Annotated in this window: 18 protein-coding genes; 5 read left to right on the plus strand and 13 right to left on the minus strand. The window is 33.1% G+C overall.

Annotated elements, in window-relative coordinates:
- Positions 1-3: 3 nt before the first annotated feature.
- The 3 genes from JI750_RS17845 to JI750_RS17855 form a co-directional block, all read right to left on the minus strand.
- A complete protein-coding gene (locus JI750_RS17845) occupies positions 4-357 on the minus strand; it encodes a hypothetical protein (RefSeq protein WP_202005357.1) in 354 nt (117 codons plus the stop codon).
- Between the two features lie 19 nt (positions 358-376).
- Positions 377-1,114 carry a YqjF family protein gene (locus JI750_RS17850; RefSeq protein WP_202005360.1) on the minus strand — a complete coding sequence of 246 codons (738 nt, stop codon included), beginning with the start codon at positions 1,112-1,114 and terminating at the stop codon, positions 377-379.
- Between the two features lie 62 nt (positions 1,115-1,176).
- On the minus strand, positions 1,177-1,680 hold the full coding sequence (locus JI750_RS17855) for a GbsR/MarR family transcriptional regulator (RefSeq protein ID WP_202005363.1): 504 nt from the start codon (positions 1,678-1,680) through the stop codon (positions 1,177-1,179).
- 138 nt (positions 1,681-1,818) lie between these two features.
- Between JI750_RS17855 and JI750_RS17860 the strand changes: the two genes are divergently transcribed.
- Positions 1,819-3,081, plus strand: coding sequence for a cation:proton antiporter (locus tag JI750_RS17860; protein ID WP_111424351.1), 1,263 nt, complete (start codon positions 1,819-1,821; stop codon positions 3,079-3,081).
- Positions 3,082-3,181: 100 nt separating this feature from the next.
- Here the strand turns inward: JI750_RS17860 and JI750_RS17865 are convergent, their stop codons facing one another.
- The 9 genes from JI750_RS17865 to JI750_RS17905 all read right to left on the minus strand — a co-directional run bounded on the left by JI750_RS17865 (position 3,182) and on the right by JI750_RS17905 (position 14,088).
- On the minus strand, positions 3,182-3,841 hold the full coding sequence (locus tag JI750_RS17865) for a SanA/YdcF family protein (protein WP_202005366.1): 660 nt from the start codon (positions 3,839-3,841) through the stop codon (positions 3,182-3,184).
- 131 nt (positions 3,842-3,972) lie between these two features.
- Entirely contained in the window at positions 3,973-6,000 is a 2,028-nt protein-coding gene (locus JI750_RS17870; RefSeq protein WP_202005368.1) for a M3 family metallopeptidase, read from the minus strand.
- A gap of 103 nt (positions 6,001-6,103) precedes the next feature.
- Positions 6,104-6,589 (minus strand): 5-(carboxyamino)imidazole ribonucleotide mutase, encoded by a 486-nt coding sequence (gene purE, locus JI750_RS17875; RefSeq protein WP_111424354.1) that lies wholly within the window; start codon positions 6,587-6,589, stop codon positions 6,104-6,106.
- A 73-nt stretch (positions 6,590-6,662) separates the two neighbouring features.
- On the minus strand, positions 6,663-7,241 hold the full coding sequence (locus JI750_RS17880; RefSeq protein ID WP_202005371.1) for an HNH endonuclease domain-containing protein: 579 nt from the start codon (positions 7,239-7,241) through the stop codon (positions 6,663-6,665).
- 2 nt (positions 7,242-7,243) lie between these two features.
- Positions 7,244-8,518 (minus strand): AAA family ATPase, encoded by a 1,275-nt coding sequence (locus JI750_RS17885; RefSeq protein ID WP_202005374.1) that lies wholly within the window; start codon positions 8,516-8,518, stop codon positions 7,244-7,246.
- A gap of 80 nt (positions 8,519-8,598) precedes the next feature.
- Positions 8,599-9,750, minus strand: a complete 1,152-nt coding sequence (locus JI750_RS17890) for a 5-(carboxyamino)imidazole ribonucleotide synthase (protein ID WP_202005376.1) — start codon at positions 9,748-9,750, stop codon at positions 8,599-8,601.
- Positions 9,751-9,926: 176 nt separating this feature from the next.
- Complete coding sequence (locus JI750_RS17895) at positions 9,927-10,478, minus strand: HEAT-like fold family protein (protein ID WP_202005379.1); 552 nt, start codon at positions 10,476-10,478, stop codon at positions 9,927-9,929.
- Between the two features lie 21 nt (positions 10,479-10,499).
- Positions 10,500-12,602 (minus strand): TonB-dependent receptor, encoded by a 2,103-nt coding sequence (locus JI750_RS17900; protein WP_202005382.1) that lies wholly within the window; start codon positions 12,600-12,602, stop codon positions 10,500-10,502.
- Positions 12,603-12,816: 214 nt separating this feature from the next.
- A complete protein-coding gene (locus JI750_RS17905; RefSeq protein WP_202005385.1) occupies positions 12,817-14,088 on the minus strand; it encodes a PQQ-dependent sugar dehydrogenase in 1,272 nt (423 codons plus the stop codon).
- A 186-nt stretch (positions 14,089-14,274) separates the two neighbouring features.
- On the opposite strand from JI750_RS17905, the gene hpt reads away from it, so the two are divergent.
- From hpt to obgE, 4 genes are all read left to right on the plus strand, one after another.
- On the plus strand, positions 14,275-14,805 hold the full coding sequence (hpt, locus tag JI750_RS17910) for a hypoxanthine phosphoribosyltransferase (RefSeq protein WP_202005389.1): 531 nt from the start codon (positions 14,275-14,277) through the stop codon (positions 14,803-14,805).
- Positions 14,806-14,871: 66 nt separating this feature from the next.
- Positions 14,872-15,444 (plus strand): adenylate kinase, encoded by a 573-nt coding sequence (locus JI750_RS17915; RefSeq protein WP_202005392.1) that lies wholly within the window; start codon positions 14,872-14,874, stop codon positions 15,442-15,444.
- Positions 15,445-15,645: 201 nt separating this feature from the next.
- Complete coding sequence (locus JI750_RS17920) at positions 15,646-16,920, plus strand: hemolysin family protein (protein ID WP_202005395.1); 1,275 nt, start codon at positions 15,646-15,648, stop codon at positions 16,918-16,920.
- Positions 16,921-16,979: 59 nt separating this feature from the next.
- Entirely contained in the window at positions 16,980-17,981 is a 1,002-nt protein-coding gene (gene obgE / locus JI750_RS17925) for a GTPase ObgE (RefSeq protein ID WP_202005398.1), read from the plus strand.
- 114 nt (positions 17,982-18,095) lie between these two features.
- Here obgE and JI750_RS17930 read toward each other — a convergent pair whose 3' ends face one another.
- The gene (locus JI750_RS17930; protein ID WP_202005401.1) at positions 18,096-18,626 is read right to left on the minus strand and encodes an outer membrane beta-barrel protein; all 531 of its coding nucleotides are present in this window, start codon (positions 18,624-18,626) and stop codon (positions 18,096-18,098) included.
- Between the last annotated feature and the right edge of the window lie 39 nt (positions 18,627-18,665).

The raw sequence follows: 18,665 nt of genomic DNA on the forward strand, positions 1-18,665 counted from the left end.
ATTTTAGTTTTTGTGAATTAATTTTTGAACGTATTTGGTTATAATCAAAATGTTGAGGTAATGCAGTATTGAGATAATAAAAATTATGACAGCTGTTTTGATGCAAAGTATTTCGATCAATTGAGCCGAAGAAATAATTTTTTGCCAGGAAATTAAAGTCATTGCACAATAGCCAATGTTTAAAAGATAATAGGCTAGAAGTAAAACCTGATTAATTTTTTGGCAGAGATCTGCGTGGTTTGGAATTAATTCTAAAACAAAAATATTTCCGTTTTTGTAGCAGATTTTTCCAACTTTTAGGATAATGAAAATGGTTATACTGAGGTAAACAAAATACCCAATGATATTAAAATTCATGATTTCCCGATTTATGAGGTTAATACATTTCTTCGAGAACTGTAAGGACCTGCAATTTCCTTTTGTTGTTCACTGTAATTTTTGAACCTTGAGCTAATAAAACAGAGGTTGGCTTTTGAGTTTGAAGAAATCCAAAATCGCTTCCATAATTTTTTTCGAAATCAATATCAATTCGATGATTTAAAACCTCAAATTGTTCCCATCTCGGATGCGTCACTTCATATTCAAAAGTCGTTTCTTCATCGATTTTCGTATATCCGAAGTAATGTTCTGTGATGAATTCAGCTTCAGAGTCAATTTCGATTTTACTTAAATCTTTTTTGGCTGCAATTTCAATCGTGTTCCATTCTTTGCCATTCTTCCATTGATAAATAAAAGTATTGGTATTTTTATTTTCAATGATTTCATGTTTCATTTTCTGAGTTTCATAATGCTCCTGATACAAAGTATTGGCAATAAAAGTGATGGTTTTTTTGGGAACAATTTCTTTAATGAAAACTACTCCGCGTTTCCATTCACCATTTTCGAAACGTTTGACATAAAATCTCAAATTTACTTCTTCAAAATCGACATGAAATGGAACTTTCAATCCCAAAACTTTAGTGTTTTTAAACATAAATCCAACTAAGCTCACATAGCATTTGTTGTTCCAGATATCAATCTCAGTTCCTGCAGGAAGATATTTTTCTAAAATTTCAGCATCGATTTCATAATTGAAAAGTGCTAAGTTTTTCCATTCTGCTTTTAAGAAGTTCATATCAATTGTTTTTTTAAATTTTTAAACTTTCAGAAAAAAATGAAAGTTTGAGTTAAATTTTTTTATTTCATCATTTTCATAACTAGTTTCCCTAACCAGTTATCATTGAATTCAGTCATTTTGTCCAACATATTATCTGCTTTTAAAACAAAGTCATATAATTTAGTCGTCTGATCCACAAAATGTTTTTCCTCTGCCGAATCTTTTGCTTCGATTGTCGAAACTTCTTTTAAGATTTTAAGCGTAGGTTTAATTTCTCTTTTGCTTCTTTCTCTGGAAATTTTAACTGCCAATTCGTCTAAATCTTTTTCAGCTGTGAAAAATTCTTTTCTTTCTCCTGCTTTGTATTCTTTATAAACAATTCCCCAATCCATTAAACTTCTTAAATTCATGCTCGCATTTCCACGGGAAATCTGCAATTCTTCCATAATGTCTTCCATAGAAACAGGTTCGTTCGAAACCATTAATAAAGCGTGAATCTTTGCCATCGTTTTATTAATTCCCCATTGAGAACCTAACGCTCCCCAGGTTTGTACAAACTTATTTTTTGCTTCTTTGAATTCCATGAGTCAAATGTAAGTAAAAGTTTTTAAACTTTCAAAAATAATTGAAACATATTTAACAAATAATAAAGTTATGTTAATTCAACGCACGAAATTTTCGATTAAATAATGACGCGGCTATTTTTGTAAAAATCACATTTTATGGAATTATACTACACATTTTCGGTGCTAATTGTACTAGCATCTTTCTTCGCCTATTTGAATTTAAGATTTTTAAAACTTCCAGGAACCATCGGAATCATGATTATTGCTATGTTGGTTTCAGTTGGAATTCGTCTTTTGGGGGATTCTTATTTTCCTGCAACGACAAAACACTTTTTCGATTTGATAAAAGAATTTGATTTCAACGAAATCCTAATGGGCGCGATGTTGAACTTTCTTTTATTCGCTGGAGCTTTACACGTAAACATGTTTGACCTTAAAGAACAAAAAGTTCCAATCATGATTTATTCGACAGTCAGTGTCGTTTTATCAGCCTTAATTATTTCTGTTTTACTTTATTATATCGCACCGCTTCTCGGAATTACTATTCCTTACATATTTTGCTTGGTTTTCGGAACCTTAATTTCTCCAACAGATCCAATTGTAGTTTTAGGAGTTTTAAAAGAAGCCAAAGTTCCTAAAAGAATAGAAACTAAAATTGTTGGTGAATCATTGTTTAATGATGGAGTTGCAGTTGTAATGTTTGCAGTTGTTCTTAAAATGGCAACCGACCCAACATTTGATGCTACTTTTAGCTCAATTAGTTGGTTGTTTATCAAAGAAGGAATTGGCGGACTTTTATTAGGAGCGGTTTTCGGATTTACAGCGTCTAAGGTGATGAAGAAAATTGACGATTATAAAGTTTCTGTTCTTATAACACTTTCTATTGTAATGGGAGGATTTTTAATTGCCCAAAGTTTACACGTTTCTAGTCCGCTAGCAATGGTGGTGGCCGGATTGATTATTGGGAATTATGGCAAAAAAGTCGCAATGAGTGAAGTGACTAAAGATTATTTAGGGAAATTTTGGGAACTTATAGATGAGATTTTAAATGCTATATTATTCTTATTTATTGGTTTCGAATTGCTATTACTGCCAGATTTGAACAAACAGTTGCTGACAGGATTCGTAGCGATTTTTATAGTTCTTTTTTCAAGACTAACTTCAATAGTTTTACCATGGAAATTCTTTGATATATTTAAATTCTTCGGAATCAAATCAGCATACAATAAAGGTTCTTTGATGGTTTTGGTTTGGGGAGGAATTCGCGGTGGAGTTTCTATTGCCTTAGTGCTTTCTATGCCTGAAGGAGAATATAAAAACCTGCTTTTGGAAGTAACTTATATTGTCGTATTATTTTCAATTGTGGTTCAAGGATTGACAGTTGGGAAATTAGCTAATAGAGTTTTGGAGAAGGAGTAAAGATTTAGAAATAGATACAAGAGCAAAGAAACAAGACTTATGTTCTTTGTCATTAAATTTTTAATTAAAAACCCTGCAAGTTCTTTGCAGGGTTTTGTTTTTATCGTTTATCGTCTTTCGAATAATTCGATTCTCTATTAATATTAATTTCTTCACCTAAAAACTTCGGTTCGCGATTTCTTAAAACATCGAAAAAAGATTTGCATCTCGAAAGAGATTCTCTAAACTGAACATAATTATAACCCAAGTATTCTCCTTTGTTTGCAGAATACCCAGCTGATTTTATGCCCAATTTATTTCCAATGTAAATGGCGCGATTTAAGTGATATTCTTGCGAAATTAAAGTTGCTTTTTTAATCTTAAAAATATGTTTTGCACGATACATGGTTGAATAGGTGTCGAAACCAGCATAATCAATAAATATCTTTGTGGTATCAACACCATGATTATAGCAGTAGTTTTTCATGACTGTTAATTCATCATATTCATCACGGCCGTTATCTCCAGAAAGCAGAATTTTATTGATGCGTTTTGCTTTCCAAAGCATAATTCCGGCATCTAGACGATCTTTTAAATATTTACTTGGCTGATTTCCGTTAATTCCTGCGCCAAAAATAATTCCGACATCATTTTTAGGGAACTTTTTTATGGAATAATAAATGTTCTTTTTAGTTGAAGATTTTACGTAATAGTTTACAGAAACAATGGCAATCAATCCGATAATGGCAAGATAAAGCGCTATTTTAAAATATTTTTTCACGGCTGGTATTTGTAAGATTAAGATTTAAAATACGAAGATAGCTAAAGTAAAATCAAATAAAAAACCGAAGCAGGAAAGCTTCGGTTTCAAAAATATCTAACAGTCTAAGAAGTCTAAAAATCTAAGAAAGTCTAAAGTAATCCTGCTCTTTTCAACAAAGCTTCCGGTTTTGGCTCTTGTCCTCTAAAACGTTTGTATAAAACCATCGGATGTTCTGTTCCTCCTTTAGAAAGTACATTGTCTTTGAATTTTTTAGCGATTTCTTCATTGAAAATCCCATTTTCATGGAAATATTCAAAAGCATCTGCATCCAGAACTTCAGCCCATTTGTAGCTGTAATATCCAGAAGAATATCCGCCCTGGAAAATATGAGAGAATGCTGTACTCATCGCATTTTCTTTAACATCAGGATACAATTGTGTGCTGGCAAATTGTTCTGTTTCGAAAGCTTTTAAGTCAGTGATAGAAGAAGGATCTTGTCCATGCCAAGCCATATCTAATAATCCGAAACTTAATTGGCGTAATGTCGCTAAACCTTCTTGGAAACTAGCACTTTCTTTAATTTTCTGAACGTACTCAATCGGAATAATTTCTCCCGTTTCATAATGATTCGCAAACAAAGCCAAAGCTTCTGGTTCATAACACCAATTTTCCATAATTTGACTTGGCAATTCTACGAAATCCCAGTAAACAGAAGTTCCCGATAAACTTGGATAAACCGTATCAGCTAACATTCCGTGTAATCCATGACCGAATTCGTGGAATAAAGTCGTAACTTCATTAAAAGTCAACAACGAAGGTTTTGTTTCGGTTGGTTTTGTAAAATTACAAACGTTTGAAATATGCGGTCTTTCGTTAACACCGTCTTTTACATATTGCGATTTGAATGAAGTCATCCAAGCGCCGTTTCTTTTTCCTTTTCTTGGGAAGAAATCAGCGTAGAAAATAGAAACTAAATTGTCGTTAGCATCTTTTACTTCGTAAGTCGTAACTTCTTCGTGATATTTATCGATATCAAAAACCTCGGTAAAAGTTAAACCGTATAAATTTTTGGCAACTGTAAAAGCACCGTCTAAAACCTTCTCTAATTGAAAATAAGGTTTCAGTTTTTCATCGTCTAAATTAAAAAGCTGCTGTTTTAATTTTTCAGAATAATAAGCTCCGTCCCATTTTTCTAATTGATCGATTCCGTCCAGTTCTTTCGCGAAAGCGGTTAATTCTGCAAATTCTTTTTGAGCTGCTGGTTTTGCTTTTGCTAATAAATCATTTAAGAAAGAGAAAACTTTCTCTGGACTTTCGGCCATTCTTTCTTCCAAAACAAAATGAGCATGCGTTTTATATCCTAACAAATTGGCTCTTTCATGACGAAGTTTAGCAATTTTCAGAACGTTTTCTTCATTGTTGAATTCGTTCTTTTGAAAACCTTTCGCACCAAAAGCAATTGCCATTTTTTTACGCAATTCACGATTGTCAGCATAAGTCAAAAACGGAACATAACTTGGATGATCTAAAGTAAAGATCCAGCCTTCTTTTTCCTGATTTTTAGCTAATAGTCTTGCGGCTTCGATTGTTCCTTCTGGTAAACCCGATAAGTCTTTTTCATCCGTTAAATGCAATTCGAAGTTGTTGGTTTCTGCTAAAACATTTTCGCCAAATTGCAAACTCAATTTCGATAATTCTTTGTCGATTTCTCTTAATTGGTTTTTCTTTTCTTCGGGAAGATTCGCTCCGTTTCTCGAAAAGCTTTTGTATTTTTTATCTAATAAAGTAGTTTGTTCCGGGTTGAGGTTCAAACTTTCTTTTTGATCGTAAACGGCTTTTACTTTCGCAAATAATTCCGCATTCAAACGAATGTCATTTCCAAATTCTGAAAGCAAAGGAGAAATTTCTTGAGCAATTTTCTGCATTTCGTCATTCGTTTCAGCCGAATTCAAATTGAAGAAAATACTCGAAAGACGGTCTAAAATATCGCCAGAATAATCCATCGCTACAATGGTATTTTCAAAAGTCGGCGCTTCTGGATTATTTACGATTGCATCAATTTCGGCTTTAGCCAAAGCGATTCCTTCCTGAAAAGCAGGAACGTAATCTTCGATTTTAATTTGCGAAAAAGGCGCTGTGTTATGTTTGGTGTTGAAATATTGTGTTAATACGCTCATAAGTAGAGTTTTTTAAAAGTAGTCAGTGGTCAGTTTTTTTAGTGTTCAGTAGTTGTCTTTATGAGAACTGAACACTAAAAAAACTGACCACTGATCACTAAATTTATTTATTAAGACCTTCAGCAGCTTTATTAACCGCCGCTTTCAATTCTTCTTTATAAGAAATAATAGTATCTAAAACTTTTTTGTCGTGACTTCCGATGATTTGCGCCGCTAAAATCCCAGCATTTTTTGCGCCGTTTAAAGCTACCGTTGCAACAGGAACGCCGCCCGGCATTTGTAGAATCGATAATACAGAATCCCAGCCATCAATTGAGTTACTTGATTTTACTGGAACCCCAATTACAGGAAGCGGAGACATCGAAGCCACCATTCCTGGTAAATGCGCAGCGCCACCCGCACCGGCAATAATTACCGAAATACCGCGATTGTGTGCATTTTTGCTGAAATCGAATAATTTTTCTGGCGTTCTATGTGCCGAAACGATATCTACTTCAACTTCTACATTAAATTGTTTTAATATGTCGATTGCATCCTGCATAACTGGCATGTCTGAGATGCTTCCCATTATAATAGCTACTTTGCTCATGTGTGTTTTTGTTTTGTTTGTTTCAAGTTTCAGGTTTCAAGTTTTGCTGAGACTTAAAACTAAGACTGATTTTTTATTTTAGTTCAGGAATCATGTTCCAAATATCAATTTCAAATTCTTCTTGAATTGCTCTTAGATATTTTAAAGATTCTATTTCGTTTTCTATTTTCTCAGTAAAATAATCAAAAGCAGAAATTCCTTTTTCAGCGATTCTTTCTTTTCTTCTTTGAATAAATCTTTTTCTGTTTTTTACAAAAATTTCGTCATTCAAATTCAATAGTTCTATTAAGTTTTTTGCTTCAGTATCTTCAGGGTTATGAAGAAAATAACCGTCATTATATATTAATCTGTTTTCAAAATTTTCATCAATCGGATAAAGAATTGGTTCAATCCAATTGGTAGTTTTAAGATTGTTAGGTTTGTGTTTTACCATAAACCAGTTTTCATATGAATCTTCTTTTAAATACTTTATATTAGGATTGAAATGTTCTATATCGACAGCATCATTAACTCCAATATATTCTTCTGTGTAAGCACAAAAGCTTTTTTGTTCCTTTAGAAGAATCGTAGCTAATTTTTTATTGCTACCTTTTTTATAAATTATTTTTTGAACGACAATTTCTGAATTTGGATTTTTAAAAACTCTTCTCATATTTAGAAATTGTATTCATCACCTAATTTTTCTAACTGTTCTGAAATTTCTTCTTTCTTTTTTGGGTCAGTTTCGAAGTAAATTTTTTGTTTTAAATCTAAATATTCTTGATATTTTTCTTGCCCATATTTGTTGATATAATTAATTCCAAAATCATTGTAAAGCATGTCATTTGGATCATCTCCAATAGGAGAACTTCCTCTGCGAACGGCAACTTTTCCTTCATTATCGAAATATAAAATAAAACGTTCGTCTGGTTCAAATGATGCTGCAAGAAAAGGAGAGTGTGTTGCAACAATAAATTGTGCTTTTGGAGCAAGATTTTGATAATGATCCATTAAATCCATTTGCATGTCTGGATATAATGATCTCTCAGGTTCGTCTATTAAAATTATAGAGTCTTTAGTTTCTAATTTGAACAGAGGTAAAAATGAAAGTAATAATCCTTTAGTTCCTGTGCTAGTATTTTGGATTGGAATTATTTCATCATTTTTTTTGTTTTTAATTGGAATTGAATATTCAGCATTAACTAAATCAACTTCTAAGTTTAGTTTTTTTATTATAGGATTAAATTTTTCAGCAAAAAGATCTAATTGATTGCTATTGTTTTTCTGCCATTTCTGAAATTCGGAACTTAGCTTTTCAGGATAAGCAATAAGGCCTTTGTGAATTAATTCAGACATTTTTTGAGTAAAGTTTTTTCTGTACTCCAGTATGTCATGTATTAGATATAACCAAATTTTGGGATCAGCTTCTTTGTCAAAAATTAATCCATAATTATTAGTTTGATAATAATTGGAAATATCTGTAAGCTCATTACTATGTTTTTCAATTAAATCAACGGGATTATTTGTGAATATATTAATGTTAGTGTCTGAAATTAAATTCGCTTTAAAAAAGAAAAAATCTTTGAGTAAATCTTCGGAAATTAGAAATTCATTAGTTTTGTCCGAAAGCCTACTTGTAAATTTTTTTTTCCTGAAATAAACTTCATTATCTTTTATTTTTAATGAAGATTTGTTAAATAAGAAGTTTATTTCGCCATTGAAATTTATTTCTTCATTTGTATAAACATTTTCGTCAACTTCTAGTTCTATAGCAAAACGTAAACAATCATAAATTAATTCCAATAATCCAGTCTTACCAGTAGCACTTTGTCCAATAAAACATATTTTATCTAAAGGTTGACCTTTACGTTCACCACTTTGATAAGTAAAATCAAACTCTAGATTTTCTAAATGTCTAAATTGATCGATATATAATTTTGAAATTTTCATTTATTGAATTTTTACAAAGCTAATTAAAAAATGACTGTTATTGTAAACTGAGACTGCGACTAAAAACTGACCACTAAAGATTACTGACCACTGATCACTCTAATCGTGTTCTTAACTTCCTGTGCAATTCTTCTTGCTTCAGCCATATTTTCGTTTACGATCGTTACGTGACCCATTTTTCTAAAAGGTCGAGTTTGTTTTTTACCGTAAATATGCGGCGTAACACCGTCCCATCCTAAAATGGTTTCGATGTTTTCATAAATTACATTTCCAGAATGACCTTCGGCACCTACTAAATTTACCATAATTCCAGCAACTTTACTGTCGGTGTTTCCTAAAGGAAGATCTAAAATAGCGCGCAAATGATTTTCGAATTGTGAAGTATAACTAGCTTCAATTGAATAATGTCCAGAATTGTGCGGACGAGGAGCAACTTCATTGACTAAAATTTCATCGTCCTGAGTTTGAAACATCTCTACTGCCAAAAGTCCAACATGATTAAAATTCTCTGAAACTTTTAAGGCAACTGCTCTCGCTTTTTCGGCTACTTTATCATCGATTCTTGCTGGGCAGATTACATATTCAACTTGGTTTGCTTCTGGGTGAAATTCCATTTCTACAACCGGATACGTTTTCATTTCGCCCGATGGATTTCTTACCACAATTACCGCCAATTCGTTTTTGAACGGAACCATAGTCTCTGCAATGCATTCTACATTTGGAAGCGTATCTAAATCTGAAGCTTGACGAACTATTTTTACGCCATTTCCATCATAACCAAATTCAGTGCATTTCCATACAAAAGGTAATTGCAAATCGTTGATTTTAGATTTTAGTTGATCTAAATTTTCGAATCTTTCAAATGGTGCAGTTGGGATATTATTTTTAGCGTAAAAATCTTTTTGAACACCTTTATTCTGAATTCCTTTTAAAGTTTTTGGAGATGGATATACTTTTACACCTTCATTTTCTAATTGCGTTAAAGCTTCAAGATTGACCAATTCGATTTCGAAAGTCAAAACATCGACTTGTTTGCCAAAATTGTAAACTGTTTCATAATCCATTAAATCACCTTGAAAAAATTTGTTGCAGGCAATTTTGCTCGGTGCTTCGTCGCTTGGATCCAGAACGTAAGTTTGTATATCAAATTTTCTGGTGTCAAACAAAAGCATTTTACCTAATTGTCCGCCACCTAATATTCCTAATTTAAAATCAGAAGAAAAATAATTCATTTTGTGTTGTGTTTTTGCAAAGATACTTTTTAATCTTTTTTCAACCAAAATTTCGTTTTGTACTAGTTTTTTCTGCCACGAATTCACGAATTTTTTCTTTCCTTACATTATATATAAAAAAATAATTCGTGAATTGCTTCGCCAATTCGCTATCGCTCGGGTCGTGGCTATTAAAACTATTTTATTTTCTTCAAAACTTCTTTGGCAACGGCCTTGTAAGCTGCGGAATGATCACCGAAATCTTTATCAAGAATCACTTTTAGTTCGGGATGAATCCAGTCGTAGTAATTTCCTAGAATGTATAAAGTTCTGATAGAATACGCTTTTGTGGCAACTTTTGTATCATTAATGAGCCAATCAAAAGAAGCTTCAATACAGTCTTGAAGATTTTCTTCGGAGAGTTTTATTCCGTTTTCGTTTTTCTTATAATGTGATTTTACCAAAAGCTGCGTCACTTTTGCAATCGGACGCATAGCACTTTCATCCCTTAGAATTTTTAAATTCGAACAGAAAAAGTCAAGATGTGGCTGAAGCCAATGCAATTCTTCGTACGAAACAAATTCTAAAATCCAGCAGGCTTTATGATTGTTTTTGTCTTCGGGCGAAAAGCAAATCGAAACCAATTCACTAAAAAGTGAAGGATTTTCTAAAACATTCTGCGCTGCTTTTAGACGGTTTTCTCTATAAGCATTGACATAATCCAGTTTTTTTTGCAGTTCAGAAAGCATTGTTTGAGATTTAATACGTTGCTAAAATAAGTAATTTAATGAGATAATTCCGTAATAGTTTATTGGTAAGCCCGGATAATAAAATCTCGGTTGTGCATTTCCAACTCCTATTGCATTGGTTAAAATCATCGAAGCATATTTTTCATTTGTAACATTATTTATTCCTGCATCCAAATGTGCTTTTAATCCAGATAAAATCTCAAATTGATATCCCGTTTTTAAATTTAGCAAAGAATAAGAATCTGAAAAATTGGCATTTGAATCGTTCATCGGAATTTTATCTGTAAACTGAAAATCGGCAGAAAAATAAAATCCTGAATTGGTATTCAAATTAAAACCAGCACTTGCGGTATTTGCTGGAACTCCAGTTAATTTGTTTCCTGAATAATCATTTCCGTTATCGACAAATTCTTTGAATTCATAATTTCCGATTGAAGCTCCGAGATAAGAATTTAAATTAAAAGTTCTATTGATTAGCCAATTATGATTTAATGAAACTTCGACTCCTTCATGAAAAGTTTTTCCAGCATTTACACCTTCGTATTGATCATCTCCGATTCTTTTGGCAACCAATAAATCTTTAATTTCCATTCTGTAAATGGCAATTTGTGTGTAAAGTTTTTTATTGAAGAAATGCAGTTTTCCGCCCAATTCAAAATTATAACCAGTCTCGGGTTTAATGTCAGAATTGATATTTCCTGTTGAGGTTAAAGTTTCTTCGGTTGCAGGAAGAGAAAATCCTCGGCTTGCGGAAAAATAGAATGTCTGAACTTCATTTGGCTTAAATAAAAAAGAAAGCTGTGGCGAAAAAATGCCATCATAACTATATTTCTCCTTCGGATTATTCGCGGAAGCGGGAAAATCATTCTGAAGTTTGAATTTTGTTTTGTTGTAATTTAATCCTGCTTGAATCTCAAATCGATCGGAAAGCAAAGTTCTGATTTGCGAAAAAATATTGTAAAAATGCCTTTTCTGGTTCGTTGCTGTAAGTTGATCGCCTTGTAAACTTCCATTTCCATTATTTTGTTGATACAGATTTTCGAAAGTATTTCCGCTGTAATTATCTCTGAAATATTCCAGCCCAGTAATAAACTGATTTTTGATTTTTCCGATATTAAAATCTCCCGAAAATTGTGTTCTCGCGCCAGAAGCAAAAGTATATTGACGCAAAATATCAAACGGACGCGGTTCGTTGCTGTCTTTATAGTTGATAAAAACTGAAGTCGAATTTTTTAAGTTTTCATTAATTGAAAAATCATAAGCCAATCCGCCCAAAGTCGATTTGTATTCTTTGAATCCTTTTGAAGCGACCCAAGTTGGAGCTCCGGCTTGCGGATTATTTTCGAAAGTCGTTTTGTTGATTGAACTCGGAATGTACGCTTTCAAATAAGTATAATTCGAAAAATAAGTCAGTTTGCTGTTTTTCTTTCTAAATAATTCTCCGCCAAGCGTAATTCCTTCACGATTGTAAGCGCTGTTTTCACGCCAGCCGTCTGTTTTTAAATTGTGATAACTCAGATTTAAAGAAGCACTTTTTTCATTCAAATTAAAACCGACTCTGTTTTTCAACAATCCAAAAGATCCAAAAATAGAACTTATTTCAGTTTGATGTTTTCCTTTATTGAATGTTTCTGGCGAAATCAAAATCGCTCCGCCCAATCCAGCACCATAAATACTAGAAAGCGGACCCTTTATAACTTCAATTTGATTAATATTTTGAAGATCAATATCGTCAATTACCGTTTCACTGTTTCCAGAAGTTAGCGGAATAGTTCCATAAAAAGCTCTGATTTTATTGGTTCCATATGGAGTTCTCGCGCCAATTCCGCGAATCGAAATTCGGGTTGTAGTAATGTTTGATGATTGCATAAAAACACCAGGAATCGTATTTATGACATTGCTGATATCTGTGGTATTATTTCGAAGTAATTCTTTTTCGGATAAAATGCCAATTGAAGCTGGACTATTTTGCAAATCCCGATTAATATGAAGCGGACTTATTAAAACTTCGTTCAATTTTTGAGTTTTAACCGAATCGATATTTTGGACTTCTTTTTCTTGTGCAATTAAATTTTGGAAAACAGAAAATGCAAAAAGAAGAAGAAAATATTTTTTGAAAATCATGTATGAAATGAGATTAAAGGCGTATTAATTTAACACATAGAAACATAGCATTGATTGAGGCAAAAAAGGCGTTTCAAATTGTATAGTAACTTCTTTTTAAGCAAAAATCTATGTTTCTATGTGTTTAAAATTATCTTTTATATTTTTTAAACTCCGGTTTTGATATTTGGACCGACCGACAGCGGACGGGCGAAGTAATTTAAAAATTGGAGTTTTATTTAACTGTAACTTTCCAAATCGTATTACTGCTGTCATCATTTACTAAAAGCGATCCATCATTCATAACAGTTACTGCAACGGGGCGCCCATAAACTTCTGCTTTTTCATCATTCGAAATAAAGCCAGTTAAAAAATCTTCTGGTTTTCCTGAAGGTTTTCCGTTTTTAAAAGGAACAAAAAGTACTTTATAGCCTGAAATTTTAGAACGGTTCCAAGAACCATGCTGTCCAACAAATGCTCCGTTTTTATATTTCGCAGGAAAAGCATCTTTAGTGTAAAACGCCAATCCTAAAGAAGCAGTGTGAGCACCAACAGGAACATCTGGAACAATTGTTTTTTCTACTAAATCTTTTCTTTCGCCTTTCATTCTTGGATCAGGAATGCTTCCAAAATAAGAATATGGCCATCCGTAGAAACCGTCTCTTTTTACACTTGTAATATAATCTGGGACTAAATCGTCACCTAATTCATCGCGTTCATTTACAGCAGTCCACAATTCTTTGTTGACAGGATTCCAATCCATTCCAACAGGATTTCTTAATCCCGAAGCGTAGATTTTCTCTCCAGTTCCGTCAGGATTAATTTCTAGAATTGCAGCACGACGAACTTCTTTGTCCATTCCGTTTTCTCCATTATTACTTCCAGAACCTACAGATACATAAATTTTATTTCCGTCGGGACTTGCTAATAAGTTTCTAGTCCAGTGATTGTTGTAGCCGCCGGCAGGAAGTTCAAGTATTTTTTCGCCTTTAGTTTCCAGTTTCAACGGATTATTTTTATATGGATAACGGTATAATCCGTCGGTATTGGCAATGTAGAAAAATTCTTTTAGAACCAGCATGCCAAAAGGTTTATTTAAACCCGAAATAAAAATTTCACGAGTTTCAAATTTTCCATCTTTGTCTTTATCTCTTAAAACAGTAATCTGATTTTTACTCGATCTTGTTCCGCTTTCTACTACAAAAATATCTTGGTTCGGTGCAATATAAGTCCAACGCGGATTCTCAAATCCGTCAGCAAATTTAGTTACGGCAAAACCTTCTGGGGCTTTTGGAGTTTTTCCAGCAGGCCATCCGATTACTTTACTATTCTTGGTTTTAGATTCGGTTGCATAAGGCGCAGGAAGCGTAATATCTCCAATGGCAGTTTTTACAATATTTCCAGGCTGTTTGGCTAAGGCTTCTTTTTCTTCTTTTTTTACTTGCCCATTGCAGGCAGTCATTAAGGCTAATAAGGGTATAGAAATTAAGGTTAAGGATTTTTTCATTGGTTTTTTGGAGTTAAATAATTATATCACAACAATTTACGGAAAATTCAGACGCCTTCAAAAAATAATTTGTAAACATTAACTGATATTTAACATTCACAAAAAATATCTCGATACAGTTTATTTTGATAGAAGCTGTTAATTTCTAATTCTTTATCTTTGTCCATTATTTTAAAAAGAAAAATAATGATACAACTTCACGATAAACAATTTGTTCCGTTTATTTCGGCTAAAGAAATTGATTTTGCTTTAACTAAAATAGTAGCTCAGGTAGAAGACGATTTTGGAGATGATACGCCAATTTTTATTGGAGTGTTGAATGGTGCTTTTATGGTTGTGTCAGATTTTCTAAAAAAATATAAAAAGCCATGCGAAGTTTCGTTTATCAAAATGGCTTCATATGAAGGAACAGAAACAACAAATGCCGTTAAGGAATTAATTGGAATCAATCAGGACCTTTCAGGAAGAACAGTAATTATCATTGAAGATATTATTGATACCGGAAATACTATTGAAGAATTAAAGCACTTGTTTAAAGCGCAAAATGTAAAGCATTTTAAAATTGCAACATTGTTCTTTAAACCCGAAGCATACAAAAAAGACATAAAGATAGATTATATCGGAATTCGTATTCCGAATAAATTTATTGTAGGTTACGGACTAGATTATGATGGTTTAGGAAGAAACTTAACAGAAGTTTACAAATTAGCAGAATAACAAAACACAACTAAATATTCATTTAAAAACTTCTGAAAGACAGAAGTAACAACACTCATTTCAATTATGATTAACATCGTTTTATTTGGAAAGCCTGGTGCAGGAAAAGGAACTCAGGCAGAATTTTTAAAAGAAAAATACAATTTAACACACCTTTCTACAGGAGATATTTTTCGTTTCAATTTAAAAAATGATACTGAACTAGGAAAAAAAGCAAGAGTTTTTATGGACAATGGAGAATTGGTTCCTTGCGAAGTAACAACTGCAATGTTAATTGATGAGGTTAAAAAACATCCAGATACAGCAGGATTCTTGTTCGATGGTTATCCAAGAACAATCAACCAAGCTGAAGCTTTAGATAAATTTTTGCCAACAATTGGGTCTAGCGTAACAGCAACAATCGCTTTAGAAGCAGATGACGAAATTTTGGTTGCGCGTTTATTAGAAAGAGGAAAAACAAGCGGAAGATCTGATGACCAAGACGAAGAAAAAATTCGTGTAAGATATCAAGAATACAATGAGAAAACAGCTCCTCTAATTGGATATTATAAAGAACAAGGTAAGTTTCATGCTGTAGACGGTATCGGAACTATCGAACAAATTACAGAACGATTAACGTCAGTTATAGATAATTTGTAGAAGCTTTTCCCAGCTGTACGTTACGAGTCCTCGTTAAAAAAACTATTTTTCTATCCATAAAACGAGCTTCCTTCGGTCGCTGTTTTCTGGCAAGAAAAATTAGTTTTTTTAGCTCCGGGCTCTTCTCTTCCATCTGGGCTATTTTAGATTACGATTACAAATTACATTAACGAGACTATTTTATAACGAATCCCCTATCAATTGGAAATACTAATAATATTTTTTCTAATTCTACTAAACGGAGTTTTCTCCATGTCTGAAATCGCTTTGATTTCGGCCCGTAAAAACAGGCTTGAAACAGCGGCGAAAAAAGGCAACAAAAGTGCTAAAACAGCACTCGATTTAGCCAATTCCCCAAATAAGTTTTTATCGACAGTACAAATCGGAATTACCTTAATCGGAATTTTAACCGGTATTTATTCTGGTGACAAAATCACGGCAGACGTTGAACTTTTTGTAGCTGGTTTTGCAGTTCTTAAACCTTACGCTCATTCAATTGCTGTTGGAATTGTAGTTGTAGTTTTAACTTTTTTCTCATTGGTTTTAGGAGAACTACTTCCAAAACGAATCGGATTAAATTATCCAGAAGCAATTGCAAAAATGGTTGCAATGCCAATGAAAGTGATTTCGATTATTACGGCGCCGTTTATTTGGCTGTTAACTTCTTCAACAGATTTTTTACTGAATGTTCTTCAGATAAAACCAACTGCTGACGGAAAAGTGACTGAAGAAGAAATTAAAGCCATTATTAAAGAAGGAACAGAAGTTGGAGAAGTTCAAGAAATTGAACAAGACATTGTGGAACGTGTTTTCCATATTGGAGACCGAAAAGTAAATTCTTTAATGACACACCGCAAGTCGGTAGATATGTTGCCATTAAAAGCTGATAAAGAAAAAATCAAAGAATTGGTAGTTCAGGATCTTCATGCAGTTTATCCTGTTTACAATGATAATTACGATGATATTGTAGGAGTGGTAACACTGAAAAATATTTTCGCACATATTGAAAAAGATAATTTCGATTTATCATCAATATTATCTGATGCACCCTATTTGATGGAACAGACTACGGCTTATAAAGCTTTAGAAAATTTCAAAAAAACAGGTGTTCATTATGCTTTAGTTTCAGATGAGTATGGTGTTTTTCAAGGTATGATTACATTGAATGACATCCTAGAAGCTTTAGTAGGAGATGCTGCTGAATTCTATAAAGACGAATTCCAACTTATTGAAAGAGAAGATGGTTCATGGTTAGTTGACGGACATTATTCATTACACGATTTCTTGACCTATTTCGAATTGGACGAATTAACAAACGATTACGAAGTAAACACTGTAAGCGGAATGATTATGACTGAACTGTCTCATATTCCAAAAGAAGGAGAAAAATTAGTTTGGCAGAAATTCGTTCTGGAGGTAATCGATATGGACGGTGTTAAGATTGACAAAGTGCTTGTAAGAGCATTAAAAGAGTAGAGAGAATTTGTTTCAATCCCGATAGCTATCGGGACTGAAACTTTACATAAACAAAGAAAATGACAGAAGGAAATTTTGTAGATTACGTTAAGATATATGTTTCTTCCGGAAAAGGAGGAAAAGGATCTACGCATTTACATAGAGAGAAATTTATTGAAAAAGGTGGTCCAGACGGTGGAGACGGTGGTCGCGGTGGCCATGTATATTTAGTTGGGAATAAAGGGCTTTGGACATTATTTCATTTAAAGTTTGCGCGTCATATTAAAGCCGGTCACGGTGGAGATGGTGGTGGCGATCGTAGTACTGGTGCAGATGGAGAAGATAAAATTATTGAAGTGCCATTAGGAACTGTTGTAAAAGACAAGGAAACTGGAGAAACACTTTTTGAAATTACCGAACACGGAGAAAAACAGATTCTAGCAAGAGGAGGGAAAGGAGGTTTAGGAAACTGGCATTTTAGAAGTTCTACAAACCAAACACCTCGTTATGCACAACCAGGTTTACTTGGTGTAGAAATGGATGTTATTCTTGAACTTAAAGTTTTAGCAGATGTTGGTTTAGTTGGTTTTCCAAATGCTGGAAAATCTACATTGTTGTCTGTATTAACATCAGCAAAACCAAAAATTGCAGATTATCCTTTTACGACTTTAAAACCAAATTTAGGAATTGTAGCTTATAGAGATTTTCAATCTTTTGTAATTGCTGATATTCCCGGAATTATTGAAGGTGCTGCTGAAGGTAAAGGTCTTGGACATTATTTCTTGCGTCATATTGAGCGTAACTCAACTTTATTGTTTTTGATTCCAGTTGATACTGCTGACATAAAGGCAGAGTATGATATTTTGGTGAATGAATTGACTAAATACAATCCTGAAATGCTGGATAAAGAACGTCTTGTCGTGATTTCTAAATGCGATATGCTGGACGATGAATTAAAAGCAGAATTGAAAGCAGAACTAGATGTTTCTTTCAAGGGCGTTCCTTATATGTTTATTTCGTCTGTTGCACAGCAAGGTTTAACAGATTTAAAAGATAAGCTTTGGAAAATGCTTAATGAATAATGTTTTTAATTAAAAATATAAAACCCGACAATCAAACATTCTTGTCGGGTTTTTCTTTTTGCACGAAAAAAAACAAAAAGATTAAGATGGGTAAATCTTACCTGTTAACTTTAACTACAATCCGAAGTTTTTAGAAATTCCGATGTTTAGAGTTTTTCCAAAATTAAAACCTAAACGTTCTTGTCTTGGATCATTTTTGCCGTCAAGATTGTCATAGTTAATCCCTCCAATAGAGAAATTTAAACCAAATCCTCTCTTCATATTAATGAATAAAGCTGGAGTAAGGCTTGCGTACATTCCTTTTGCATCATTAGCGTTGGTAGATTGGTATCCAGCACCTAAATCGCCAAAAACAGAGAAAGTCTCTGAAAGAGGTACAGTATAACGTACAAAACCTCCGATTTTGTATTTTTCAGCTGTGTCTACTCCTGTTGTTTTTACATTCATAATAGAACCTTCAACACCAGATGTCCATTGGTCTGCAAATTGATATCCTACTTTTGGAGAGAATTCGAAGTTTTCTAATTTAGAATCTCCGATTTTCTCAGAAGAGAATCCAACATTGCCACCTAATAAGATTGAGTTTTTCTGCGCGCTTGCAATAGTTGTAATTAATACTACGACTGCTAATAACAATTTTTTCATTTTATTTTAATTTTTATTTGGATGGCAAATTTAGCAGAA

The organism is Flavobacterium tagetis (genome assembly GCF_016735615.1).
GTDB lineage: Bacteria > Bacteroidota > Bacteroidia > Flavobacteriales > Flavobacteriaceae > Flavobacterium > Flavobacterium tagetis.